Origin of the sequence: Pseudomonas koreensis (genome assembly GCF_012986595.1) — a bacterium.
Taxonomy (GTDB): domain Bacteria; phylum Pseudomonadota; class Gammaproteobacteria; order Pseudomonadales; family Pseudomonadaceae; genus Aquipseudomonas; species Aquipseudomonas koreensis.
Genome location: NZ_JAAQYM010000010.1, coordinates 1 through 24,092 on the forward strand (window position 1 = coordinate 1; position 24,092 = coordinate 24,092).

The 24,092-nt window shown below is 60.2% G+C and carries 22 protein-coding genes; 5 read left to right on the forward strand and 17 right to left on the reverse strand.

Annotated features, from left to right (window positions below; translation table 11 throughout):
- Both HBN98_RS27040 and HBN98_RS27045 read left to right on the forward strand, forming a co-directional pair.
- A partial coding sequence (locus HBN98_RS27040) for an RHS repeat domain-containing protein (RefSeq protein ID WP_186352935.1) occupies window positions 1-956 on the forward strand: 956 nt, incomplete at its 5' end.
- Window positions 953-1,312, forward strand: a complete 360-nt coding sequence (locus tag HBN98_RS27045) for a hypothetical protein (RefSeq protein ID WP_083366544.1) — start codon at window positions 953-955, stop codon at window positions 1,310-1,312. The genes HBN98_RS27040 and HBN98_RS27045, both read left to right, overlap by 4 nt.
- Before the next feature lie 79 nt (window positions 1,313-1,391).
- Here HBN98_RS27045 and HBN98_RS27050 read toward each other — a convergent pair whose 3' ends face one another.
- Window positions 1,392-3,182, reverse strand: a complete 1,791-nt coding sequence (locus tag HBN98_RS27050) for a bifunctional diguanylate cyclase/phosphodiesterase (protein WP_083366543.1) — start codon at window positions 3,180-3,182, stop codon at window positions 1,392-1,394.
- Between the two features lie 133 nt (window positions 3,183-3,315).
- Window positions 3,316-5,400, reverse strand: coding sequence for a carboxy terminal-processing peptidase (locus HBN98_RS27055; RefSeq protein ID WP_169840902.1), 2,085 nt, complete (start codon window positions 5,398-5,400; stop codon window positions 3,316-3,318).
- 138 nt (window positions 5,401-5,538) lie between these two features.
- Here HBN98_RS27055 and HBN98_RS27060 point away from each other — a divergent pair, with 138 nt between their 5' ends.
- Window positions 5,539-6,501 (forward strand): zinc-binding dehydrogenase, encoded by a 963-nt coding sequence (locus tag HBN98_RS27060; protein WP_083366541.1) that lies wholly within the window; start codon window positions 5,539-5,541, stop codon window positions 6,499-6,501.
- Between the two features lie 201 nt (window positions 6,502-6,702).
- Here the strand turns inward: HBN98_RS27060 and HBN98_RS27065 are convergent, their stop codons facing one another.
- The 6 genes from HBN98_RS27065 to HBN98_RS27090 all read right to left on the reverse strand — a co-directional run bounded on the left by HBN98_RS27065 (window position 6,703) and on the right by HBN98_RS27090 (window position 12,103).
- Window positions 6,703-7,356 carry an HAD family hydrolase gene (locus HBN98_RS27065; protein WP_064586687.1) on the reverse strand — a complete coding sequence of 218 codons (654 nt, stop codon included), beginning with the start codon at window positions 7,354-7,356 and terminating at the stop codon, window positions 6,703-6,705.
- Between the two features lie 111 nt (window positions 7,357-7,467).
- Window positions 7,468-8,457: an ABC transporter ATP-binding protein gene (locus HBN98_RS27070; RefSeq protein WP_064586688.1), complete on the reverse strand. Its 990-nt coding sequence runs from the start codon at window positions 8,455-8,457 to the stop codon at window positions 7,468-7,470.
- The gene (locus HBN98_RS27075; RefSeq protein WP_064586689.1) at window positions 8,454-9,254 is read right to left on the reverse strand and encodes an ABC transporter permease; all 801 of its coding nucleotides are present in this window, start codon (window positions 9,252-9,254) and stop codon (window positions 8,454-8,456) included. The genes HBN98_RS27070 and HBN98_RS27075 overlap by 4 nt, the downstream gene beginning before the upstream one ends.
- Complete coding sequence (locus HBN98_RS27080; RefSeq protein WP_162276302.1) at window positions 9,241-10,077, reverse strand: ABC transporter permease; 837 nt, start codon at window positions 10,075-10,077, stop codon at window positions 9,241-9,243. The genes HBN98_RS27075 and HBN98_RS27080 overlap by 14 nt, the downstream gene beginning before the upstream one ends.
- A gap of 5 nt (window positions 10,078-10,082) precedes the next feature.
- Window positions 10,083-10,889 carry an alkaline phosphatase family protein gene (locus tag HBN98_RS27085; protein ID WP_083366540.1) on the reverse strand — a complete coding sequence of 269 codons (807 nt, stop codon included), beginning with the start codon at window positions 10,887-10,889 and terminating at the stop codon, window positions 10,083-10,085.
- 146 nt (window positions 10,890-11,035) lie between these two features.
- Entirely contained in the window at window positions 11,036-12,103 is a 1,068-nt protein-coding gene (locus HBN98_RS27090) for an ABC transporter substrate-binding protein (RefSeq protein ID WP_064586692.1), read from the reverse strand.
- Between the two features lie 352 nt (window positions 12,104-12,455).
- On the opposite strand from HBN98_RS27090, the gene HBN98_RS27095 reads away from it, so the two are divergent.
- Complete coding sequence (locus tag HBN98_RS27095) at window positions 12,456-13,169, forward strand: UTRA domain-containing protein (protein WP_064586693.1); 714 nt, start codon at window positions 12,456-12,458, stop codon at window positions 13,167-13,169.
- Window positions 13,170-13,680: 511 nt separating this feature from the next.
- On the opposite strand, the gene HBN98_RS27100 is transcribed toward HBN98_RS27095, so the two are convergent.
- From HBN98_RS27100 to minC, 9 genes are all read right to left on the reverse strand, one after another.
- Complete coding sequence (locus HBN98_RS27100) at window positions 13,681-15,015, reverse strand: amidohydrolase (protein WP_083366539.1); 1,335 nt, start codon at window positions 15,013-15,015, stop codon at window positions 13,681-13,683.
- 66 nt (window positions 15,016-15,081) lie between these two features.
- On the reverse strand, window positions 15,082-17,235 hold the full coding sequence (locus HBN98_RS27105) for a mechanosensitive ion channel family protein (protein WP_083366538.1): 2,154 nt from the start codon (window positions 17,233-17,235) through the stop codon (window positions 15,082-15,084).
- Window positions 17,236-17,312: 77 nt separating this feature from the next.
- Window positions 17,313-17,489: a hypothetical protein gene (locus HBN98_RS27110; RefSeq protein ID WP_169844084.1), complete on the reverse strand. Its 177-nt coding sequence runs from the start codon at window positions 17,487-17,489 to the stop codon at window positions 17,313-17,315.
- A gap of 188 nt (window positions 17,490-17,677) precedes the next feature.
- A complete protein-coding gene (locus HBN98_RS27115; RefSeq protein ID WP_083366537.1) occupies window positions 17,678-18,967 on the reverse strand; it encodes a M18 family aminopeptidase in 1,290 nt (429 codons plus the stop codon).
- A gap of 169 nt (window positions 18,968-19,136) precedes the next feature.
- Window positions 19,137-20,237 carry a hypothetical protein gene (locus tag HBN98_RS27120; protein ID WP_083366536.1) on the reverse strand — a complete coding sequence of 367 codons (1,101 nt, stop codon included), beginning with the start codon at window positions 20,235-20,237 and terminating at the stop codon, window positions 19,137-19,139.
- Between the two features lie 49 nt (window positions 20,238-20,286).
- Window positions 20,287-20,922, reverse strand: a complete 636-nt coding sequence (locus HBN98_RS27125) for an RluA family pseudouridine synthase (RefSeq protein WP_083366535.1) — start codon at window positions 20,920-20,922, stop codon at window positions 20,287-20,289.
- A 91-nt stretch (window positions 20,923-21,013) separates the two neighbouring features.
- Entirely contained in the window at window positions 21,014-21,268 is a 255-nt protein-coding gene (gene minE / locus HBN98_RS27130; protein ID WP_003223146.1) for a cell division topological specificity factor MinE, read from the reverse strand.
- Window positions 21,268-22,080, reverse strand: a complete 813-nt coding sequence (minD, locus tag HBN98_RS27135) for a septum site-determining protein MinD (RefSeq protein ID WP_064586698.1) — start codon at window positions 22,078-22,080, stop codon at window positions 21,268-21,270. Before minD ends, minE begins: the two co-directional genes overlap by 1 nt.
- A gap of 199 nt (window positions 22,081-22,279) precedes the next feature.
- Complete coding sequence (gene minC, locus HBN98_RS27140; RefSeq protein WP_045122352.1) at window positions 22,280-23,017, reverse strand: septum site-determining protein MinC; 738 nt, start codon at window positions 23,015-23,017, stop codon at window positions 22,280-22,282.
- Between the two features lie 117 nt (window positions 23,018-23,134).
- On the opposite strand from minC, the gene HBN98_RS27145 reads away from it, so the two are divergent.
- Window positions 23,135-24,070 (forward strand): lipid A biosynthesis lauroyl acyltransferase, encoded by a 936-nt coding sequence (locus HBN98_RS27145; RefSeq protein ID WP_083366534.1) that lies wholly within the window; start codon window positions 23,135-23,137, stop codon window positions 24,068-24,070.
- Window positions 24,071-24,092 lie beyond the last annotated feature (22 nt).

The window sequence follows — 24,092 nt, forward strand, 5'->3', positions numbered from 1 at the left end:
ACCGCAGCTACGTCTACGAACCCGGCACCTTCCGCCCACTGGCCCTGCTCGACGGCAAAGGCCCGAAAAAAGCCTGCCCGTTCTACTACCAACTCGACCACCTCGGCACCCCGCAGGAACTCACCGATTACAGCGGCGAAATCGTCTGGTCCGCGCAATACGACGCCTACGGCAAAGTCGCAGCGATCACCCTCGCCGGCGAGGACTACCTGGACCAGCCGCTGCGGTTTCAGGGGCAGTATTTCGATGCGGAGAGCGGGCTGCATTACAACCGGCATCGGTATTACGACCCGCGGTTGGGACGGTATCTGACGCCTGATCCGGTGAAGCTGGCTGGAGGACTAAACCAATACCAGTACACGCCGAATCCGACGGGGTGGGTGGATCCGTTGGGGTTGAGCTGCAGTTGTCCGCCGCCGAATCCGCGTCGCCCGATGCGGTACGAGGCTGGCCGCGTAGTTGTCGAAGACGGATCTCCTCCGCTGCCAAAGATGACGGCTCAGGAGCGGCGGGCGAGGCTTGATGAGGTGGCAGAAGAAAATGCTCATCGGCGTTTGGATGAAATGGAGAGAGCCACACAAGACGCACACTTCTTAGAGAAACATGGCAAACAGACCACACTAGCTTCTCAGCAGGAACGCTCACTGACGGGAAGAAATCCAACAACTGGAATTATCGAGGTTTATACCAATGGGAGGCGAGCAGGGCAGCCAAAAATACCCAGTGCGGCTACTCACTTTTTTAGTTATCGAGATCAACTTAACGCAATACATCGTGCACAGCTTATTTTCAGACGGAACGGTCAAATCGCGTCTAAAGAACCTATGAATATGGGTAAGGTTGTTGGCGAGGGGTACAAAAGGGGAGGAGTCGTTTATGGACAGCAAACACATGCTGTAGTAGTTCTCAATAGAGCAGCTGAGCCGATAACCTCTTATACGGAGTTTGTGAATTGAAACGTAAGCCTGAATATTTTGTTTTGCGTGGTCTGCTTTTTCTATTTGATATAGAAAATACTCATGATGACGCTCGTGAAAAAATCATCGTCTCGAAGAATGTCAATGACAAGAAAGAGCTTGCTGAGCTATTTGATATTCTTATGAAGCCTGAGTTTATTTTTTATAGCGTTGAGGAACGAGAGTGGTGTATCGACACACTGAAGTACTATTTGGAAGCCGGTGATAGCTTTGATGAGGTATTTACAAGAATAACTACTTATTTTGATGACGACGTAGAGGACCAGCGTCAGTTTATGCAGGTTTTGTTGAGTTGTTTATTGAGGTATCACGCCGATGATTCAGATATGGGGTAAGGCCGAAACAGTTGGGCTAATTCAAATGCCCCCTTCACGAGCAAGCCCGCTCCCACAACAACTTGTACCGTCAGGGGCCTCACCGTTGGCCAATCAGTTGCGGTTGATGAAGATCGGCAGCACTGAGACTATCAATCACATGCACGCTATACCCCGGAACATTCTTCGCATGATGCTTCGCCTGCGAAGCCATTTCCGCCAGTTGGCTTGCATCCAGTTCTGCACAGGCCTGCGGGTGCAGGTGGACGACGCCGATGGACAGTGACAGGAGCGGAAACTCCTGCCGCACACCTTGCCGATTCGGTGCGATGAAGCAGCCAGCTTCAAGATGCTCAGGCCGGTAGAAGCGCCGGCATTGGCTCTGGAAGTCGTCGAGCAGCTGGTTGAGGCGTTTGCGCCAGTCTTCCGGGCCGAGGACGAGGAGGAAGTCGTCGCCGCCGATGTGGCCGACGAAGTCGCGGGACGGGTCGACGCGTTCGTTCAGGCATTGCGCCAGGCACAGTAGGACTTCGTCGCCACGGCCGTAGCCGTAGATGTCGTTGAAGGGTTTGAAGCTGTCGATGTCGACGTAGCAGATAATCGATTCGCGGCCCTGTTGCAGCAGGCGGGTCAGGCATTGTTGGATCGGCACGTTGCCGGGCAGCAGGGTCAACGGGTTGGCGTAGCGGGCCTGCTGGATTTTCAGTTCGGTGATCAGTTTGAGCACATCGATCACCCGGCCCAGGCCGAGATAGCCGCCGTTGAGGGTGATGATGAAGTCTTCTTCGATGCGTTGGCGCGCGCGGCTGGTGATCAGGCGGCTGACCTGTTGCAGCGACTGACTCATCTCCACGGCGAGGAAGTCGTCGTTCATCAGGCGGCTGATCGGTTTGCGCGCGAACAGGTCGGTGGCGAAGGGTTTGAGCAGCGCGTCGGACAGCGAATGGCGGTGGACGATGCCGCACGGTTGGCCTAGTTCGTCGAGTACCGCCAGCGAGTTGAGATTGGCCTGACGGCGGAAGGCTTCCAGTACCGTGGCGGTCGGTGTGTCGCGATGCACCGCCGGTTGATCGTTGAGCAGGGCGCTGAGGTCGCTGCCTTCGTCGTTCAGCGCCACGGCGCTGCTGTCGTGCTTGGGCATCAAGGCCCGGGCATCGCGCGGCGGCTGTTCCTGCGGGCGACCGAGCAAGTAACCCTGCACCAGGTCCACGCCCATCTCGGTCAACACCGCCAGCTCTTCCGGCAGCTCGATACCCTCGGCGATCACCTGTGCCCGCGAAGCCTTGGCAATTTGCAGGATCGAGCCGACGAACTCGCGTTTCAATGCATCCTGATGAATGCCGTCGATGAAATGGCGATCGATTTTCACGTAATCCGGACGCAGTTCGGACCACAGGCGCAGGCTCGAATAGCCGGCCCCCAGGTCATCCAGCGCAATCGAAAAACCCATGGCCCGATAGTGATGCAGGGCGGTTTGCAGCAACTGGAAATCGTCGATCGGCGTCTGTTCGGTGAGTTCGATCACCACCTGGCTCGGCGGAATGCCGAAGTCTTGCAGCAATTGCAGGGTACGCCCCGGCTGATGCGCCGCTTCGAGCAGGGATTCCGGAGAGACGTTGAGGAACAGCTTGCCCGGCAGTTGCTGCTCGTTGAAACGGCGGCAGGCAGATTGGCGGCAGGCGATCTCCAGTTCGCTCAGACGGCCGGCCTGACGCGCCACGGCGAACAAGGCGATAGGCGAATGCAGGGGGCTGTTGGACGGGCCACGGGTGAGGGCTTCGTAGCCGAGGATACGGCGCTCGGAAAGACAGATGATCGGCTGGAACAGGCTGTGCAAACCGCTATGAGTCAGGATCGAGCTCAAGGCACTCAGCTGTTCGGTCGTGGTCATGGCAATCTCTGGCGAAAAAAAAGGACTGGGAGCGCTCTCGATGAAGAGAGTCGCTCCCAGTCCTTTATTTCACGACAGAATGATGACTGTTTGATGACGCTCCGGGGAGCGTCAGCACTAAATTGCCATCATCTTACTTCTTGGCCACCTGATTGCTCAGCTTCAGGTAATCGAGCAGTACGCGCCCGGTTTCGGCCAGGTAGGCGTCGTCTTCTGGCTTGACCTTGTCCGGCTCGGCTGCAGCCATTGCGTCTTCGTCTTCTTTCTTCAGCTCTTTGAGCGGCTCTTCGCCTTTGGCTTTGCGACGGATGTTTTCCATCGTCAGTTGCTTGGCGTCGATGTCAGCGTGCTGGGCACGGCGGTCGGCTTCGTTGAGGCTGACGGTTTTTTCTTCCATCAGCTTCTGCGCCAAGGCCAGCTTGTCGCGGATGAACACGAACTCGGCGTCTTTGGCGCTGCGTGCGTCATGCTCGGACTTGAGCTGTGCCAGGTACGGTTTGAACGGATCGACCGCAGGCTTGATCGCTGCCTTGATGGTGTCCCATGGCATGGCTTCCGGCAGGGCGCTTTCGCCGATTTCCTTGGTGTCGATGATCGACGGGTAATCGATGTCCGGCAGTACGCCCTGATGCTGGGTGCTCTGACCGGAAACCCGGTAGAACTTGGCCAGGGTCAGTTTCAGTTCGCCATGGTTCAGCGGCTGAATGGTCTGCACGGTGCCTTTGCCGAAGGTCTGGCCACCGATGATCAGCGCACGATGGTAGTCCTGCATGGCGCCGGCGAAAATCTCCGAAGCCGAGGCGGACAGGCGGTTGACCAGCAGAGCCATCGGGCCTTTGTAGAACGCACCCGGGTTTTCATCTTCCAGGACATCGACGCGGCCATCGGCGTTACGCACGAGGACGGTCGGGCCCTTGTCGATGAACAGGCTGGTCAGCTCGGTGGCTTCCTGCAGGGAACCGCCGCCGTTGTTGCGCAGGTCGATGACCACGCCGTCGACTTTCTCTTTCTGCAGTTCGGTCAGCAGTTTCTTGACGTCACGGGTGGTGCTCTTGTAATCCGGATCACCGGCACGGAATGCCTTGAAGTCGAGGTAGAAGGCCGGGATCTCGATGATGCCGAGCTTGTAGTCCTTGCCGTCCTGCTTCAGGTTCAGCACGGATTTTTTCACCGCCTGGTCTTCAAGCTTCACCGCTTCACGGGTGATCGGCACGATCTTGCTGGTCTGGTCGTTCGGCGCATTGCTGGCCGGAATGACTTCCAGGCGCACCACGGTGCCTTTCGGGCCGCGGATCAGCTTGACCACTTCGTCCAGGCGCCAGCCCACCACGTCGACCATCTCTTTGTTGCCCTGGGCAACGCCGATGATCTTGTCGGCCGGTGCAACCTGCTTGGTCTTGTCGGCAGGGCCTGCCGGAACCAGACGCACGACTTTCACTTGATCGTTGTCGCTCTGCAACACGGCGCCGATGCCCTCAAGGGACAGGCTCATGTTGATGTCGAAGTTCTCCGCGTTATCCGGCGACAGATAGTTGGTGTGCGGGTCGTAGGACATGGCGAAGGTGTTGATGTACGCTTGGAAGATGTCTTCCGCGCGGGTCTGGTCCAGGCGCGCCAACTGGTTCTTGTAGCGCTTGGTCAGGGTTTCCTGGATCTGCTTGGAATCCTTGCCGGCGATCTTCTGCCGCAGCACTTCGTCCTTGACGCGTTTGCGCCACAGGTCGTCGAGTTCTGCGGTGGATTTGAGCCAAGGGGCATCCTTGCGATCGATCAGCAAGGTCTCCTTGGTGGTGAAGTCCATCTTGTCGACGCCCTTGTTCAGCTCCGCAATGGCGAAGTCCAGACGCGCCTTGACGCGGTCCAGATAGCGCTTGTAGATGGTGAACCCGGCGTTGAGGTCGCCGCTCTTGAGGAAGTCGTCGAACTGGGTCTTCCACTTGTCGAATTCGGCGATGTCGCTGGCCATGAAATAGCTGCGCGACGGATCCAGCAGCTTGATGTAGCTGTCGTAGATGATCACCGAGCGCGCATCGTCGAGCGGCGGCTTGCTGTAGTGGTGACGCTTGAGCAACTCGACGACGTTGAGACTGGCGATTACTTCGTCGCGATCAGGCTGCAAGTTGTCCCAGCTGTTGGCTGCGAATGTTTTGCCCGACATCGGCAACAAACCGATACCGATGAAAAGAGCGAGGGCGGTGCTGGGGAGCAAATGCTTCATGCTGATTCGACGCGGGGACAATTGATAACGCATATTAGGCCGTCTTTGAAGTCGCCGGTTCTACGAGAGCCGGTCGCATAATGCAAAAAGCCCGGCGCTACAGCTTCGGGCTCAGTCCAGACTCACTATGGAGGCACTGTGAAGGCATTGCAAGGCGTTGAAGGTCAAGTGGCATGGGTTGAAGAGCCGAGTCCGGCGTGTGATGTAGGACAAGTGCGCATTCGCGTGGCGGCAGCCGGCCTCAATCGTGCCGATTTATTACAGAAAGCCGGGCTTTATCCGCCACCGCCCGGCGCCAGTCAGGTGCTCGGTCTGGAGTGCTCGGGGGTGATCAGCGAAGTCGGCGCCGGATCTTCCTGGCAGGTGGGTGACCGGGTTTGCGCCCTGCTGGCCGGGGGCGGGATGGCTGAAGAGGTGGTCGTCGACGGACGGCACGTGCTGCCGGTGCCCGAGGGTGTCTCGCTGATCGAGGCCGCGGCATTACCCGAGGTTTATGCAACGGTCTGGCTGAATGTGTTTCAACTGGCGGCGCTGAAACCGGGTGAAAAAGTTCTGCTGCACGCTGGGGCCAGTGGAATTGGTTCAGCGGCCATTCAGCTGTGCAAGGCGTTCGGCAACCCGTGCTGGGTCAGCGTCGGTTCATCCGAGCGCTTGGCTTACTGTGAAGCGCTCGGCGCGCAGGGCGGGGTGGTACGCAGCGATGATCTGGAGAGCCTGCGCGACTTCGGTCCGTTTGACGTGATCCTTGATCCGGTCGGTGGCAACTATGCAGCGCTGAACCTCAAGTTGACGGCGCTCGACGGGCGTTGGGTGTTGATCGGTTTGATGGGCGGGCGCGAGGCCAAACTCGATCTGGCGCAGGTGCTGGCCAAGCGTGTGCAGTTACTCGGTTCGACGTTGCGCAGTCGTGACGATCAGTTCAAGGCTGACCTGTTCAGTGACCTGAGCCAGCATGTGTGGCCGCTGTTTGCCGAAGGACGCTTGAGCCCGCAACTGGCGAAGGCCTTCCCGGTGAAAGATGCCGAGGCGGCGTTTGCCGAGCTGGCGAGCAACAAGGTGGCGGGCAAACTGGTCTTGGTGATTGACGACAGCCTGAGCTGACACCCCAAAACCTGTGGCGAGGGAGCTTGTCGGATCGCTGCACCGTCCCGCTGGGGCGCGAAGCGGCCCCAAATCATTCAACGCGGTGAGTCAGAGCAAACCGGTTGACTGGTTTTTCGACTGCTTCGCAGCCGAGCGGGACGGTGCGGCGATCCGACAAGCTCTCTTGCCACAGTTAAGCATCCACATTTGGGACGTCGATCATTTCCAGAGGTGGATTGGCCAGCCGGCTTTTTCGGCGTGCTCCAGTAGCACCGGATCCGGATTCACCACATGCGGGAAATCTACCTTCAGCAGTAGCGGCAGATCATTGCGTGAGTCGGAGTAAAAGCTCGCGCCCTCAAGGTTCTCTTCCTCGGCATCCAGCCATTCCAGCAAGCGGGTGATCTTACCTTCGCGGTAGGTCAGCGTGCCGACGGTATTGCCGCTGTAAACGCCGTGCGCGACTTCCAGTTCGATCCCGAGAACTTCGTCGATGCCGAGGCGATCGGCGATCGGCTTGACCAGGTGCGTGCCCGAGGCCGAGATCACCAGAATCCGGTCGCCGGCCTTGCGGTGGGCGGCGATGGTTTTGGTTGCGTCGCTGAAGATGATCGGTTCGATGAAGTCTTCGACCCACGGGCCGACCAGGTGCTCGACTTCTTCCGGGGTGCGGCCGATCAGCGGTTCGAGGCTGAATGCCATGTAGTCTTCCATGCGCAATTTGCCATGGCTGTAAGCATCCATCAGCTCGTTGTTCTTGCGCATGAACGATTCGGGATCGACCCAGCCCAGGCGCCCCATCTGTTCGCTCCAGAGGGTGGCGCAGTCGCCGTGGATCAGGGTTTCGTCCAGATCAAAAATTGCCAGGGCCATCAGTTCTCTCCGAGAACAGCTGCGAGCTACAAGCTTCGAGCTGCAAGAATTGGAATCAGCTGCGCCGCAGTCTACAACTTGCAGCTTGTAGCTCGAAGCTTGCAGCTGCTTTTAAGCGACTTCACACAGGGCCGTCGGATCGATGGAAAGTGCCAGGCGCTGACCGTCGGGGTGCAGATCCGCCGCCGAGCGGTTGAGCACGTCCACCACCAGTTCCACGCCGCGCGCCTCGACCCGGTAGCGGATCACGTTGCCGAGCAGGCTGTGGCTGCGGATCTGTGCATCGAGTTCGCCATTGAGGCTCAGTTCGATGGCTTCCGGACGAATCGCGATGCGGTGGTTGATCGGCCGTTGCAACAGCTTCGAGGCACTGTCGGCATCGAGCAGGTTGTAGTTGCCGATGAAGCCGGCGGCGAACAGATCCACCGGTGCGGTGTACAAGGTTTCGGCGTCACCGCTCTGGACGATTTTCCCCTGGTTCATCAGGAAAATCCGGTCAGACATGGTCAGCGCTTCTTCCTGATCGTGGGTGACGAAGATCGTGGTCAGGCCGAGTTCGCGCTGGATCTGGCGGATCTGTTCGCGCAGGTGTTTGCGAATCCGCGCGTCCAGTGCCGACAGCGGTTCGTCCAGCAGCAACAGGCGTGGGCGAGTGACCAGCGAGCGGGCGAGGGCCACGCGCTGGCACTGACCGCCGGAGAGCTGGTGCGGATAGCGGCTGGCGAAGTCGTTGAGCTCGACCAGTTTCAGCACCTCGGCGACACGCTTGTGGCTGTCGTCGGCATTGACCTTCTGCATGCGCAGGCCGAAGGCGACGTTCTGTTCGACGGTCATGTTGGGGAACAGCGCATAGCTCTGGAACACCATGCCGATCCCGCGTTTTTGCGGACTCAGCGGCACGATGTCGACGCTATCAAGCAGGATCTTGCCGCCGTCCACCGGCGTCAGTCCGGCAATGCAGCGCAGCAGCGTGGACTTGCCGCAACCGGACGGGCCGAGCAGGGTGACGAATTCGCCCTTGTTGATTTCGCAGTTGATGTCGCTGAACACCGTGGTGCCCGCGTAGTTTTTCTTCAGGTTCTGGACGCTGACATAGCTCATTCGCTTTTGTCCTTGTTCAAGATGTTGGCGATCCAGGTCAGGACCAGCACGAAAAAGAAGTACGAGATCACCAGCGCACTGGTGAAGTGCCCGCTGCTGTTGCGCATGTTGTTCAGATACACCTGCAGGGTTTCGTAGCGGGTGCCGACGAGGATGTTGGCGAACACGAATTCACCGAACAGGAACGAGAACGACAGCAGCAACGCGACCATCAGGCCTTTGCGCAGATTCGGCAGCACCACCAGGAACGCGGCCTGAAAGGTGCTGGCGCCGAGCAGTTGCGCGGCGTCCATCAGGTCGCGCAGGTTGATCGCCTGCAGGTTGTTGGTGATTGCCCGGTACATGAACGGCAGCGCCACGGTGAAGTAGCAACCGATCAGGATCCACGGTGTGCCGACCATCGCCAGCGGGCCGGAACCGTAGAGCTGCAACAGCCCCACCGAGGACACCACCGGCGGCACTGCGAAGGGCAGCAGGATCAGGATGTTCATCAGCGCATCGAGTTTCGGGAAGTGGTAATGCACCACGAACAGCAGCGGCAGAATCAGCACCACTGACAGCACCAGCGCGCCGACGCACACCAGCAGCGATTGGCCGAAGGCGTGCAGGAAGCGCGGATCGCTCCACAGCTGCACGTACCATTTGAAGGTGAAGCCACTGGGCAGAATGGTTGCCGACCAACTGCTGGCGATCGAGTAGATCAGCGTGCCTACCAGCGGCAGCAGCAGGATCGCGAACAGCAGATAAACCACGACGCGGTGGTAGACGCCGGCCGGGCCGGATTCAGCGCGAGACATGGTAGCTCCTCTTCAACAGCAGTTGATGCACGACGGTGACGATGGTCATCAACGCCACCAGCACCACGGCCAGGGCGCTGGCCAGGTTCGGGTCCAGCGAAATGTCGCCGGAGACCATCGCCGCGATGCGGATCGGCAGCACGTTGAAGTTGCCGGTGGTCAGGGCATACACGGTGGCGTAGGCGCCGAGGGCGTTGGCCAGCAGGATCACGAATGTGCCGAGCAGCGCCGGGGTCAGCACCGGCAGGCCGATGTGGCGCCAGAACTGCCAGCCGTTGGCGCCGAGCAGCGCAGCGGATTCACGCCAGTCTTCACGCAGGGCGTCGAAGGCCGGGTAAAGCAGCAGCACGCCGAGGGGAATCTGGAAGTAGGTGTAGAGGATGATCAGACCCGTCTTCGAGTACAGGTTGAAATCCTCAATGATCCCCGCCTGCTTGAGCATGATGGTGATGCTGCCGTTGAAACCGAGCAGGATGATGAACGCGAACGCCAGGGGCACGCCGGCGAAGTTGCTGGTCATGTTGGCGAAGGCATTCACGAAATTGCGCAGTTTCGAGTCGACCCGGCGCAGGGAATACGCACCGAGTACGGCGATGATGATGCCGAACACGCTCGACCAGAAGCTGATTTCCAGGCTGTACTGGATCGCCTGCAAATAGAACTTCGAACTGAAGATCTTGCTGAAGTTGGCGAAGCCCCAGCCGAACTCTTCCGACTGCAGGCTGTTGATCATCACCCAGACCAGCGGGGCGATTTCGAACACGATAAAAAACAGGGCGAAGGGCACCAGGCACAAGGCTGCCAGCCATTTGCCGCGAGTCATGGCATTCACTTGAGCAGCTCCCGGCATACAGGTTTGTCGTGGGGCACGCCGAGCAGTTCGCAGACGGTGCCGCAGATGTCAGTCTGTTTCGGCGCCGCGTCGGCATTGAAGCTGAAGGCGTCACCAAGGACGAACAGCGGCACCTGGCGTTCTTCCGGCAGCAGGCCGTTGTGCGAGCGGTCGTTGTTCATGCCGTGGTCGGCGGTCACCAGCACCTGATAACCGGCGTCGAGCCAGGTTTGCAGGTAGTCGGCGAGAATGATGTCCGCCGAGCGCGCGCTGTTGCGATATTGCGAGGAATCGAGACCGTGCTTGTGCCCGGCGTCGTCGATGTTCATCGGGTGGACCAGCAGGAAGTTCGGCGCATGGCGCAGGCGCAGGTTTTCCGCGTCGGCGAACAGGTGCGAATCCGGATAGTGGTCATTCCAGTAGAAGTGGCCGTGCTGGATCGGCAGCGACAGATTGTCGGTATGTCGGTCGCGGGCGGCAACGAACGGCGAACGGTTATACAGCTCGCTGACCCAGTGGTAGGCCGCTGCGGCGGTTTTCAGGCCGGCGTCGCGGGCGTAGTGATAGATGCTGCGCTGATTGGACAGGCGCGCAACGTTGTTGTGGACGATGCCGCTGTCGATCGGCGGCACGCCGGTGAGGATGCATTCATAAAGCGGTCGGGACAGGGCCGGCAACTCGCACTCCAACTGATAGAGCACGGCGCGTCCTGCGCCAACGTAAGCCTGCAGATGCCCCATGGCGTGACGCGCGACCTCAAAGTTGAGGCCGTCGAGCACGACAAGGATGACGTTGTGCTTCATAGGGGCAAAAACTCCGAAAACAAAACTGGAACCAACCCATGTAGGAGCTGCCGCAGGCTGCGATCTTTTGATTTTGATTTTAAAAACCAGATCAAAAGATCGTCCGAACGCGGCCCGAGCCTGCGGCAGCTCCTACAGATGAAGGATTACTTCATCTCGACGATGACTTCTTCGTTCCACTTCTGCGGCAGGGCCTTGGAGGTTTTTTCCCACGCGTCGGCGTCCTTGATCGGCGTGACCTTTTTGTACTGCTCGTTTGGCAGCAGTTTGGCTTTCACGTCTTCCGGCAGTTGCAGGTGTTCGGCACGAATCGGACGGGCGTTGCCGCGCGCCAGGTTGGTCTGGCCGGCGTCGCTGAAGATGTATTCGCGGGTCAGCTTGGCGGCGTTCGGGTTTTTCGCGTACTTGTTGATGATGGTGGTGTAGCCGGAAATCACCGAGCCGTCGGACGGGATCAGCACCACGTAGTCATCCGGGTTGGCCATCTTGGCCTTGTAGCTCAGGCCGTTGAAGTCCCAGACCACGCCGACTTCGATCTCGCCTTTTTCCATGGTGGCGATGGTCGGGTTGGCCATCGACAGGCGACCCTGCTTGGCAATGTCTGCAAACAGCAGAAGGGCCGGCTGGATGTTCTTCTCGTCGCCACCGTTGGCCAGGGCCGCGGCCAGTACGCCGTTGGCGGCTTGCGCGGCGGTGCTCACGTCACCGATGGAGACCTTGTATTTGCCGCCCTTGAGGTCAGCCCATTTGGTTGGCACTTCGGAGCCGTGCAGCAGTTTCTTGTTGACGATGAAGGCGATGGTGCCGGTGTAGGCCAGTGCCCAGTTGCCGTCCTTGTCCTTGGCCCAGTCCGGAACCTGATCCCAGGTGCTTGGCTTGTACGGTTGGACCACGCCCTGCTTGACCGCGATCGGGCCGAAGGCGGCACCCACGTCGCCGATGTCGGCGGTGGCGTTGTCTTTTTCGGCGGCGAACTTGGCGATTTCCTGGGCCGAGCTCATGTCGGTGTCGATGTGTTTCAGGCCGTAGGTCTTGGCCAGGTCTTCCCAGGTGCCTTTCCAGTTGGCCCAGTCATCGGGCATGCCGACGCTGTTGACGGCGCCTTCCGCTTTCGCAGCGGCTTCGAGGGTTTTCAGATCGGTGCCGGCCGCCATGGCGGCGGTGCACATTGCAATGGTCGAGCCTAACAGTGTTGCCAGGAAAAGCTGTTTCATTCCGAAGCTCCTTGGTCGTGTTCAACGCTGCGATTGCGGTTTGTGTTGGTCTAGGTCAGCAATACCTGAGCCAATTTAAGGGGAATGGATGACACTTTGATGTCGGCGCTCGCCCGGCAGGGCTTTTATTGGCCCGGTTCTGGTGGTTGCCCGGTAAGCGTAGACCAAGGTCAAAGCCCCGGCTGGCAAGGGACTTGGCCGATGTATTGCAAGTCATGAAGGCGACCGTCGGGCGGGTTTGTCATCTCTCGGTCATCTGCACTGCCTAGGCTTGCCCTACATGGAAACGGCTGGCAGGCCGTCCGGTTTTTGCCCTGAAACAGTGCTGGTCTAGTCCAGATAGGTAACGTTGATGCGTGATGAGGCAACAAAAGCGGTGACAGCCATCGGCCAGGTGCTGCAGGAGCAGCTCGATCACGGCTTGTTGGCGCCGGGCAGCAAACTGCCGGCCGAGCGCAAGCTCAGTGAGTTGTTCGGTACCACACGCATCACGGTGCGCGAGGCGCTGTTGCAGTTGGAAGCGCAGGGGCAGATTTACCGCGAGGAGCGGCGCGGCTGGTTCGTCTCGCCGCCGCGTCTGGCGTACAACCTGATGCAGCGCAGTCACTTTCACGCGATGGTCAGTGCGCAGGGGCGGGTGCCGTCGACCGAGGTGATTTCGGCGCGCCTGCAGCCCGCTTCGGCGGCGGTGTGTGCGTGGTTGCAGTTGCCGGCGTTGTCGAGCGTGATTCAGATTTGCCGGTCGCGGCGGATTGATGGGCGGCTGGTGCTGTATGTGGAGCACTATCTGAATCCGCAGTATTTTCCGGGGATTCTGGGGTTTGATTTGAATCAGTCGATTACTGAGTTGTATGCGCGGCATTACGATTTGCACTATGGGCGGGTGCGGTTCGAGATTGTGCCGACTTCGTTGTCGGTGGATGCGGCGGCGGCGTTGCGTGTTTCTGTCGGGAGTCCGGGGTTAAGGATTGCTCGGGTCAATTATGATCAGCATGAGCGGTTGATTGATTGTGATCTGGAGTTTTGGCGGCATGATGCGATTCACGTTGGGGTTGATGTGGTTTGAGTGTTTGGCCTTGGCGGCCTCTGGGCCGACCAGGCTGTTGGGCTCTGGGTGAATATCCGGTTCTTTGGGTGCTGCCGCTGGCGGTTTCGCTCTTACAGCGACTCACTTTTCCAGACGCCGAAAAGTAAGCAAAAGGCTTGGCCCCGGCGTTCGGCCCTCGCCGTGGCTCGGGTTCCTTCGTTGCGGGGTTCATCCGGGGGGCATCGCCTACGGTTTGCTTCGCTGCACCTCCTCTCGATGTGTTTGGCTTCGCCAAACGGTCGCTGCGCTCCCACCCCCGGATAAACCCCTCCACTCAGCCTGCCGAAGGGGCCTTTCAGATCAAGAGCTGCAGCCGAGCTAACGCTCATCCTGTTGAGTGGTGAAGAGCCTGCGGTCGGCTTTTGCTTTTCTGTAGGAGTGAGCCTGCTCGCGATGGCGGCCTGACAGCCGACCATCTCCAGCTGAATGCATTCAATCCAACTGTGGGAGCGAGCCTGCTCGCGAAGGCGCCCCCACTGTCACTTCATCTTTACTTGCCCGCCCCGGCATTGGCATACAGATAGTCCGTCGCCAACGACGCCATCGTCCTCACGCCTACCACCAGCGCCGACTCATCGACAAAGAACCCCGGATTATGATTTGGCGCAGCCTTGCTCATGTCCTGGTCCCTTGGCGTCACCCCGAGAAACACGAACAACCCTGGCACTTCCTTGGCCAAGAACGAGAAGTCTTCCGCTCCACCCACCAGGGGTGCATTCACCACATCGTCCTTGGCCGCCCACTTCAACGTCGGCAGCATTTTTTCCGTCAGTGCCGGGTTGTTGATCGTGGGGTCGTATTTTTCGATGATGGTCACATCGGCTTTCGCGCCGCCGCTTTCGGCGATTTTTTCGATGGTCTGGCGCACGTCGGCGTGGAGTTTCTGGCGGATGCCGTAGTCGTAGGAGCGGATGGTGCCGCTCATGTCCACGGACTCGGGAATGATGTTGTAGCGGGTGCCGCCGTTGATGGTGCCGATGCTGACCACCGACGGATACGACGAGATGTCGGTGCGCCGGCTGACAACGGTTTGCAGGCCGACGATGGTTTGTGCGCCGACGGTGATCGGGTCGATGCCGTCCCAGGGGCGGCCGGCGTGGGTTTGTTTGCCGAGGATTTTGATGCGCAGGTCGTCGGAGCTGGCCAGGGTGGCGCCTGGGCGGTAGGCGATCTGGCCGGCGGGGACGCCGGCCCAGACGTGCAGGCCGAAGACGGCATCGGGTTTGGGGGATTTCATCACGCCTTCCTCGACCATCATTTTCGCGCCCCAGGTATTTTTGCCGTCGGGGATGAAGTTGCTCGGGCCTTCTTCGGCGGGCTGGAAATAGAACACCACGGTGCCGGGCAGGGTGTCGCGCAGGCCTGTGAGGATTTTCGCCGTGCTCAGCAGGATCGCGGTGTGGGCGTCGTGGCCGCAGGCGTGCATCACGTCGACTTCTTTGTCCAGATAAGTGCCTTTGGCTTTCGAGGCGAACGGCAGGTCGGCGACTTCCTTGACCGGCAATGCGTCCATGTCGGCGCGCAGGGCCACAGTCGGGCCGGGCAGGGCGCCTTTCAGGATGGCGACCACGCCGGTGCGGGCGACGTTGGTTTTGACTTCCAGGCCCAGCGCCTTGAGCTGTTTGGCGACGAGTTCCGCGGTGCGTTTTTCGCTGTTGCCCAGTTCCGGGTGGGCGTGGATGTCGCGGCGGGTTTCCAGCAGTTCCGGTTCAAGGGCCTGGGCCTGCGCGGCGATTTGTTCGCGGGTGCTGTCCAGGGTGGCAGCACCGGCGTGGCCGGCGACAAGGCTGAGCAGAAGGGCTTGGGCAATGCGGGTCAGCTGCATCGGGTTTCTCCATGGTTATTGTTTTTCTGGCTTCCCTGCCTGTGACCCGCACGTCGCGCCCAAGTGCTATTCCTTGGGCTGGCCACCGCCGGCGGTGATCACTTGCACGCTCATGCGCGGCGTTGCCAGGTCGAGGCCAGCCTCGTCGAGGTGGCGTTTGAGCGACAGGTTGAACGCTCGGGAAACTTCCCATTGTTTGATCGGCGCAGTCTTGAAGCGGGCGCGCAGGATCGCGCTGCCGGACTCGAAACTTTCCACCCCCTGAATCTCCAGCGGCGACCAGATGTTGCGCCGTTGCAGGGGATCGGTGCGCATTTTCTGGCCGACTTCGCGCATCAGTTTGATCGCGTCGTCGATTTCCATGTTGTACGGCACTGCCACGCGGAAAATCGCGTAGCCGAATTCCCGCGAGTAGTTCTTGATGCTTTTGATTTCGCTGAACGGGATGGTGTGGACGATGCCGTCGATGTCGCGCAGGCGTACGGTGCGGATGGTCAGGCCTTCGACGGTGCCGAGGTGGCCGCCGACGTCGACGTAGTCGTCAATCGCCAGCGAGTCTTCGATGATGATGAACAGACCGGTGATCAGGTCCGCCACCAGCGACTGCGCACCGAAACCGATGGCCAGACCGATCACACCGGCACCGGCCAGCAGTGGCGTGACGTTCATGCCCATGTTCGCCAGGGCGACGATCAGCGCAATGATGAAGATCGCCACGAACAGCACGTTGCGGATCAGCGGCATCATCGTCTGCGCACGGGCATTCGCCAGGCCTTTGCGCGAGCGGGTGAGGGCGTGGTGCACGGCGGTGTCGGCGAGGATCCAGATCAGCCAGGAGAAAATCAGCGTGCCGATCAGGCTGAACAGTTTGACGCTGACGTCGTGCCCTTCGCCCTCGGCGAAACCGATCAGCGACTTGCCCCACACGCGCAGGCCGAGTTCGATGAAGGTCAGCCACACCAGCAGGTGGGCTAGGGTGTAGAAGAAGCTTTTCAGGCGTTCCGAATACAGCGCATGGCGCTTCGGCCCGCGCTGCGGTTTGAGCGAGTGACGGCGCACGAGGCCGTTGATCACCATGCACATCACCAGCAGCACCGTGCAGATCAGCGATTGGCGCAGGGCGGTGCTGGTGTCGCCGGCGGAGACGAAGGTGGCGAACAGCGAGATGCCGACCAGCACTAGCGCCGGCACGTACCAGAAGGTGCCGAGGATATCGATGGTGTCGCTGAGGGCGCGACGGGTCAGACGGCGTGACAACGGCTGGTTGCGGATCAGGTGCGCGATCGGCCGGCGGAAGCGCAGGATGAACAGGCCGGTGAACAGCGCCGCGAGCACGTTGGTGATCGTCGCGGTGGTGTGCGCCAGGTGCACGCCGAGGCTTTCCACCAGGCGCGGGTCGTTCAGCGCCTCACCAAACGCGGCGAAGCTGCCGATCAGCCACAGTGGGCGAAAGGCCTGATGGCGCAGGATGTACAGCGCCCGGTGCCGATGCGGGCCGTCGAGCAGCGAGAACGCAATCACGCAGATCGCCGAGAAACAGGTGCCGACCACCAGCGCATAGGCCAGCACCATCGCCAGGCTCTTGCCCAATGACGACGGCAGCGCGTAGCTCATGTAGACGGTGATCACCAGGGCAATCAGCCACGGCCCGAGCTTGCGCAGGGCGAAGCGCAGCATGTCGAGGGCCTTGGGGTGCTGCGGCAGTTCTTCGGTCAGACCGAAGCGCATGCGCACCCGGTGACCGAGCCAGATCAGCGCGGCGGCGAGCAGGCTCCAGACCATCAGGATCACGGCGAAGGCGAAGATGATCGGCAGCCATTCACTGGCCGGCAACATCAGGTTATCGAGTTCGTCCTTGGCCAGATCGAATTCGTCAGACCAGCGGGTGAGCGGGCTATCGTCACCGGAGAACTGTTTCTCGAAACTCGCCAGCGTGCCGCCGATCAGGCCGAGAACGCCTTCTTCCGGTGAGGCCTGGGCCTTTTTCGTGGCGTCGCGCAGCTTTTTCAGATCGGTCAGCAACTGCGCGCGTTGCTTGTCGTTTTCCAGCGACTTGATGACTTCATCCAGCGACTGGCCCAGTGGCTCCTGCGCCTCGGGCTGTGTCTTGGTGGTGTTGAGCAGGCCCGGCAAACCGACCGCGTGGGCAGGGGCCAGCGGCAGCAGCGTCATCAGGCAGACAAGGAACAGGCAGGGCAGAGCAAACAGACGAGCGAACACTAGGCGGTCAACCTCGCAAAGGGGCGAATTGAGCGAGTGTACGAGGCAGCCAGAATCAATGCGAGCCGAGCGCCGATTTATTCGTTGAGTTTGGCGAGGATCTTGTAGACCACGGTCGCCAGGATCATCAGCATGCCGACCCACATGGCAAAGACCCCGACGTTCTTGTCGCGGAAGTTGAAGCCAATGGCCAGCAGGATCATTCCGCACAGGATGGGAATGAGCATGGTGTGGAAGGAGGACATCGAAATCATGGTGACTGCCTTGTCGAAATGAATGATGTAAGTCTAGGTCGGTTTTGGCTGACAGGTATTGATCTGTGTAGGAGCTGCCGCAGGCTGCGATCTTTAGATCTTTGTTTTTGTAAATCAAAAGCCAGATCAAAAGATCGCTGCCTGCGGCAGCTCCTACAGGGATTTGCGATCAGCCTGAAGAGATGAGCTTACGGTAACTCGCGGCTGGCGTAGAACGCGCTCAGCACTTTCACCAGATGTGCCAGGTCGTGGCTGCCGCACAATTCGCGAATCGAGTGCATGGCGAAGGTCGGCAGGCCGATGTCGACGGTGCGCACGCCCAGGTGGCTGGCGGTGATCGGGCCGATGGTCGAGCCGCAACCCATGTCGCTGCGCACCACGAAGCTTTGCACCGGCACTTCTTCGGCCATGCACAGGTGGCGGAAGAACCCGGCGGTTTCGCTGTTGGTGGCGTAACGCTGGTTGCTGTTGACCTTGATCACCGGACCGGCGTTGAGTTTCGGGCCGTGGTTGGCGTCGTGCTTCTCGGCGTAGTTGGGGTGTACGCCGTGGGCGTTGTCGGCCGAGACCAGCAGCGATTTCTGAATGGTACGGACGAACTCGTCACCTTCAGGCAGCAGACGGCGCAGGGTCTGCTCGAGCATCGGACCGTCGGCACCGCAGGCCGAGCAGGAACCGACTTCTTCGTGGTCGTTGCACACCAGCACGCAGGTTTCTTCGGTGTCGGCATTGAGCAGGGCCTGCAGGCCGGCGTAGCAGGACAACAGGTTGTCCAGGCGTGCCCCGGCAATGAAGTCACCGTGCAGGCCGATGATCGCCGCGCTTTGCGTGTCGTAGAAGCTCAACTCGTAATCCAGCACCACGTCGGCGTTCAGGCCATGTTCGCGGGCCAGTTGATCGGTAAGTACGGCGCGGAAATCGACGCGTTCGTCACCGGCGAATTGCGCGAGGATCGGCGGCAGCTCGGTCTGCGCGTTGATCGCCCAGCCCTGGTTGGCTTCACGGTTGAGGTGAATCGCCAGGTTGGGAATGATCGCGATCGGTGCCTTGAAGTCGATCAACTGGCTTTCGACCTTGCCATCGCGGCGGAAGGTCACGCGGCCGGCCAGCGACAGGTCGCGGTCGAACCACGGCGCCAGCAGCGCGCCACCGTAGACCTCAACGCCCAGTTGCCAGAAGCCCTGGCGTTGCAGTTCCGGTTGCGGCTTGACCCGCAGGCACGGGCTGTCGGTGTGGGCGCCGACCAGACGGATTCCGTCGTGCAGCGGCGAGTTGCGGCCCATTTTGATCGCGACAATCGAGGAGTCGTTGCGGGTGACGTAATAGCGGCCGTTGGCCTCGGTGTTCCATGGCTCGCGCTCGTCGAGGCGCACATAACCGGCGGCCTCCAGACGCTGAACGAGGCTGGCGGTGGCGTGGAACGGGGTAGGGGAGGCCTTGAGGAAGTCGATCAGGCCTTGGTTCAACTCTTCGCGCATAAGAAGCTCCAGACAGCAATGGGCGGGAGTTTAACGCATCGGCCGGGGAATTGAATCCGAAGCCGATTCCTGTAGGCGCTGCGGCACGCTGCGATCCATTGATCTGGATTTCAACCAACACAATCAAAAGATCGCCGCGTGCCACAGCGCCTGCAGAGAAAAGTGCTGTTCAGCGGGCCGCGGTCACGCGCTTTTTCAGATAGCTCATGATCAGTTTTTCGTCTTCCGGCTTGTCCGGGCGCGGCAACTGTTGCGGCCATGGGCTCTGGCTCAGCAGTTTTTTCTGACGGCTTTCGTCCCAGCGGAGTATTTCCCGCGAGGCACATTCCCACCATTCGTGTCGGCACACGCTGTAGTACGGATCCTCGGGCGCAGCGCTGCCGTACAGCAGATCGCGCCCGACCTTGCGCAGGGCACCTTTCTGATGGCGCAGCTTCCATTTGATTTTCAGGCGGCGCCAGGCGGACGGGAATGGTTTGACCCGCGGCACATCGGTGCACAGGTCCACCAGACGCTGGCTGAACTGCTCGCCGTGCTGGGAGAAGAAATACGTCTGCATCGCGTGGAAGAAACGTTTTTCTGCGAAGTAGTGGTAGACGTGTTTGCGCGCCTCCACCACCTGACGCTCGCGCATGGCGTACGACAGGGCGATCTGCTCGATGGTGTGGATTTCAAAGCCGCCGAGGGTCCATTCATCGATCAGACGGATCGATGCTTCGAACAGCGCCGAATCACCCTCGGTCACGCCACACAGGCCGCTGTTGTAGAGCTTGAAGCCATTATCCGGGGTCACCCCGTGGCTGCGCAGGTCACGACCGAGTTTTTGATAGTCGGCGCGCCGGTGCACGTCTTTCCAGTCGTACTCGAAGCGATCCATGACCGAGCGGTTCGGCTCGATGAATTTGAACAACTGGCTCGGGTGGCGGATGAACAGGGTGTCGGTGTCGACGAACAAGGTCTTTTCCGCCCACTGCATGCCCGCCGCGATGGCGCAGGCCTTGCGGCGGTGGTGATAACCGTGAGTGCCTTGCCAGCGAGTCAGGGTCGCGGCGTCCAGCAACACCGTGTCGACCGGCCAGCCGGCATAGTCGTCGGGACGATCGGTGAGGATGCGGATCGCCGGACGCTCGCCATTTTTGGCTTGGGACAGCGCGGTCAGGATGCTGAACTTGGCTTCGCGCCGGTACACATCCTGATTGCCGTAAATCAGGTAAAGCAGCTGGTGACGAACCTTCTTGGGAGGTGTCGCCAGGGTGTCGATACAACTCATCCGAAACTGAATCCTTGTCTTAACTGCAGCGCTGCCGCTCAGGCAACACTTAAAACGGCGCCGGGCATTCGAAGCGCAGGCGCTCGCCGGTTTGCGGGTGGGTGAAGCTCAGCATGCTCGCGTGCAGGCACAAACGCGGCCAGGCGGCCAAGGCCTGCTCATGGGCGTAGAGCCCGTCGCCCAGCAGCGGATGGCCGATGGACAACATGTGCACGCGCAACTGGTGCGAACGACCGGTGATCGGTGTCAGTTCGACGCGGCACCAATCGCCGCAACGTTCCAGGACGCGCCAGAAGGTCAGTGCATGTTTGCCGAATTCGTGGTCGACCACGTGCCGCGGTTTGGTCGGCGGATCGTAGCGCAGGGGCAGGTCGATGCTGCCGCTGTCCAGGTCCGGCTGACCCCATGCCAGGGCAGTGTAGGCTTTCTCTGTTTCACGATCGTGAAACTGCCGCGACAGTTCGCGGTGGGTATCAGCGTCGCGAGCCAGCAGAATGATGCCGGAGGTTTCCCAGTCCAGGCGATGGACGATGCGTGCTTCCGGGTAGCCGTTTTCCTGCAGGCGGGTAATCAGGCAGTCCTTGTTGTCGTCGGCGCGACCGGGCACCGATAGCAGCAACGTCGGTTTGTCGACCACCAGTACGGCGGCGTCCTGATGAATGATGCGGATGTTGGACAACGGCATTAAAACAGCCTCGTAACAAATGCCAACGGCGGTTCAGGACCATTCCCGTATAGGGATGGCCCTGAACCGCCGTCGTTCCTGCCGGATCGACTCAGCGATCTGGCAGGGTGATGTTGAGTTCCAGAATCGAGCAACTGCCCTGGCTTTCCAGTGCAACATGTACGTCGTCGTTGCCGATGTTGACGTACTTGCGGATCACGTCGACCAGTTCCTTCTGCAAGGCTGGCAGGTAATCCGGTGTGCTGCGCTGGCCGCGCTCATGCGCCACGATGATCTGTAGACGCTCTTTCGCTACCGAGGCGGTACTTGGCTTTTTGTTGGCACGAAAGAAGTCAAAAAGGTTCATTACCTACCTCCAAACAGGCGCTCGAAGAATCCCTTCTTCGTAACATCGAGGAAACGATGTTCTTTTTCTTTGCCCAGCAGACGATCAACGGCATCGCTGTAGGCCTGACCGGCGTCGCTCTGGTCGTCGAGAATTACCGGGACACCCGAGTTGGAAGCTTTCAGGACTGCCTGCGACTCAGGGATGACGCCCAGCAGGGCCACCGCCAGGATTTCCTTCACGTCTTCGACGCCGAGCATCTCGCCATCACTGACGCGCTGCGGGTTGTAACGGGTCAGCAGGAGGTGTTCCTTGATCGGATCTTCGCCTTTTTCGGCGCGACGCGATTTGCTGGCCAAAAGGCCCAGCATGCGGTCGGAGTCACGTACCGAAGACACTTCCGGGTTGGTCACGATGATCGCTTCGTCGGCGAAATACATGGCCAGGTGCGCACCTTTCTCGATGCCCGCCGGGGAGTCGCAGACCACGAAGTCGAAGTCTTCCTTGAGCGCCATCAGGACTTTTTCCACGCCTTCCTGAGTCAGCGCGTCTTTGTCGCGGGTCTGGCTGGCGGCCAGCACGTAAAGGTTTTCCAGGCGCTTGTCTTTGATCAGTGCCTGTTGCAGGTTGGCTTCGCCGTTGACCACGTTGACGAAGTCATACACCACGCGACGCTCGCAACCCATGATCAGGTCGAGGTTACGCAGGCCCACGTCGAAGTCGACGATCACTGTTTTGTGGCCGCGCAGAGCGAGGCCGGTACCGATAGCGGCGCTGGTGGTGGTCTTACCCACACCACCCTTGCCGGATGTAACCACGAGAATCTTGGCCAAGGTGTTTCACCCCTAAGGAAGAAGGACTGTTCAGCCCCTGAAAAACATCTCTTGAAAACTACTGCAGTCGGACAGCCTTGGCTGGAATTCGGCGCAAGTCGCACTTGCCGGGGGCAAACACTCCTTGATCCTTTTTCCTACTTCGTTTGAGCCGTTTTCGCTACGTTTTAGAGATGCTTGGAAAATGCGGCAGTATCCGTTAAAGCCGAATGATGTTCAACACGTCGGCCGACAGGCTGACCTGTACGCCGGAGCCCCACAGCGGATCTCGACGCAAATCTTCGGAAACCTTGTAATGCCCGGCGATGGAGATGAGTTCAGCGCTCAATTGCTGACAGAAAATCCGGGCCTTGGTATCGCCTTTGACGCCGGCCAGTGCGCGACCACGCATCGGGCCGTATACATGGATGTTGCCATCGGCGAGAAGTTCCGCCCCCGGGCTGACCGAAGACACCACGACCAGATCGCCACCCTGGGCGTATATCTGTTGGCCACCACGTACTGGCGTAGTGATAACTCGGGTCGGTTTGACGGTCGGCTCCGGCGGCTTTTCCGGTTTCTTTTTGACTTCCGGTTCCGGGGCTTCCAGCGGTCGCTCACGGGCGCCGGACGGCGGCAGCACCGGGATGTCGATGGCGATGGCGGCGGCGATGTCTTCGATACGGCTGGCACGGATGGCCAGGGTGCGCAGGCCATGCTGGCGGCACACGCGCATCAGCCCGGGCAGGTCGACTGCGCCTTCACCCGGCGGCAGTTTGTCCAGCGCCAGGACCAACGGTGCATTGCTGAAGAAGTTCGGCGCCTGGGCGACTTTGGCCGCCAGTTGCCGATCAAGGCTGTCGAGGTCGTTGCGGGACAACTCCAGCACCGTAATGGCCAGCATGCTGCCCTTCAACTGGAACACGGGATCTTGGTCTGGCGATTCGTTTTGGCTCATATCGGCATACAACGGCTTGTCACTAAAAGTGCCGAGACTTATAACGAGAACGCCCGCGAGCCGCAAGCCGGGTCGAACGATGTAGAATGCGCGGCCACTGTATTTACGGAAGCTTTAATGGATCGCCCGCGTTTTCGAAAAGCCTATCTTTCTCCCCGCTTCTGGCCGCTCTGGTGCGGTCTGGGGCTGTTGTGGCTGGTCGTGCAGTTGCCGTATCCGGTTTTACTGACGATCGGTCGCGTCCTTGGTGCCTTGATGTATCGCGTGGCCGGCGACCGGCGGCGCATTGCCAAGCGCAATCTTGAGCTGTGCTTCCCGGAAAAGTCCGCCGCCGAGCGCAAACGCCTGCTCAAGGAGAACTTCGCCTCCACCGGCATCGCGTTTTTTGAAATGGCGATGAGCTGGTGGTGGTCCCGCGAGCGTCTGGCGAAACTGGCGCACGTCGAAGGGCTGGAGCATTTGCAAAAGGCCCAGCGCGAAGGCAAGGGCGTGATCCTCATGGCGGCGCACTTCACCACGCTGGAAATCGGCGCCGCGCTGCTCGGCCAGCAACACACCATCGACGGCATGTACCGCGAGCACAAGAACGCGTTGTTCGACTTCGTCCAGCGTCGCGGCCGCGAGCGACACAACCTCGACTCGCTGGCGGTGGAACGCGACGACGTGCGCGGCATGCTCAAGTTGCTGCGCTCGGGCCGGGCAATCTGGTACGCACCGGATCAGGACTACGGCGCCAAGCAAAGCATCTTTGTGCCGCTGTTCGGCATTCAGGCGGCGACCGTGACCGCGACCACCAAATTCGCCCGTCTGGGCAAGGCGCTGGTGGTGCCGTTCACTCAGCAGCGTCTGGCCGACGGCAGCGGGTACCGGTTGGTGATCCATCCGCCGCTGGAAGACTTCCCGGGCGATACCGAGGAATCCGACTGCATCCGTATCAATCAGTGGGTGGAAAGTGCGTTGCGCGCCTGCCCTGAGCAATACTTGTGGGCACACCGTCGCTTCAAGAGCCGTCCACCGGGCGAGCCGAAGTTGTACGCCAAGCGTCGCCGTTGATCGACCCATTCCTTTAGGCACC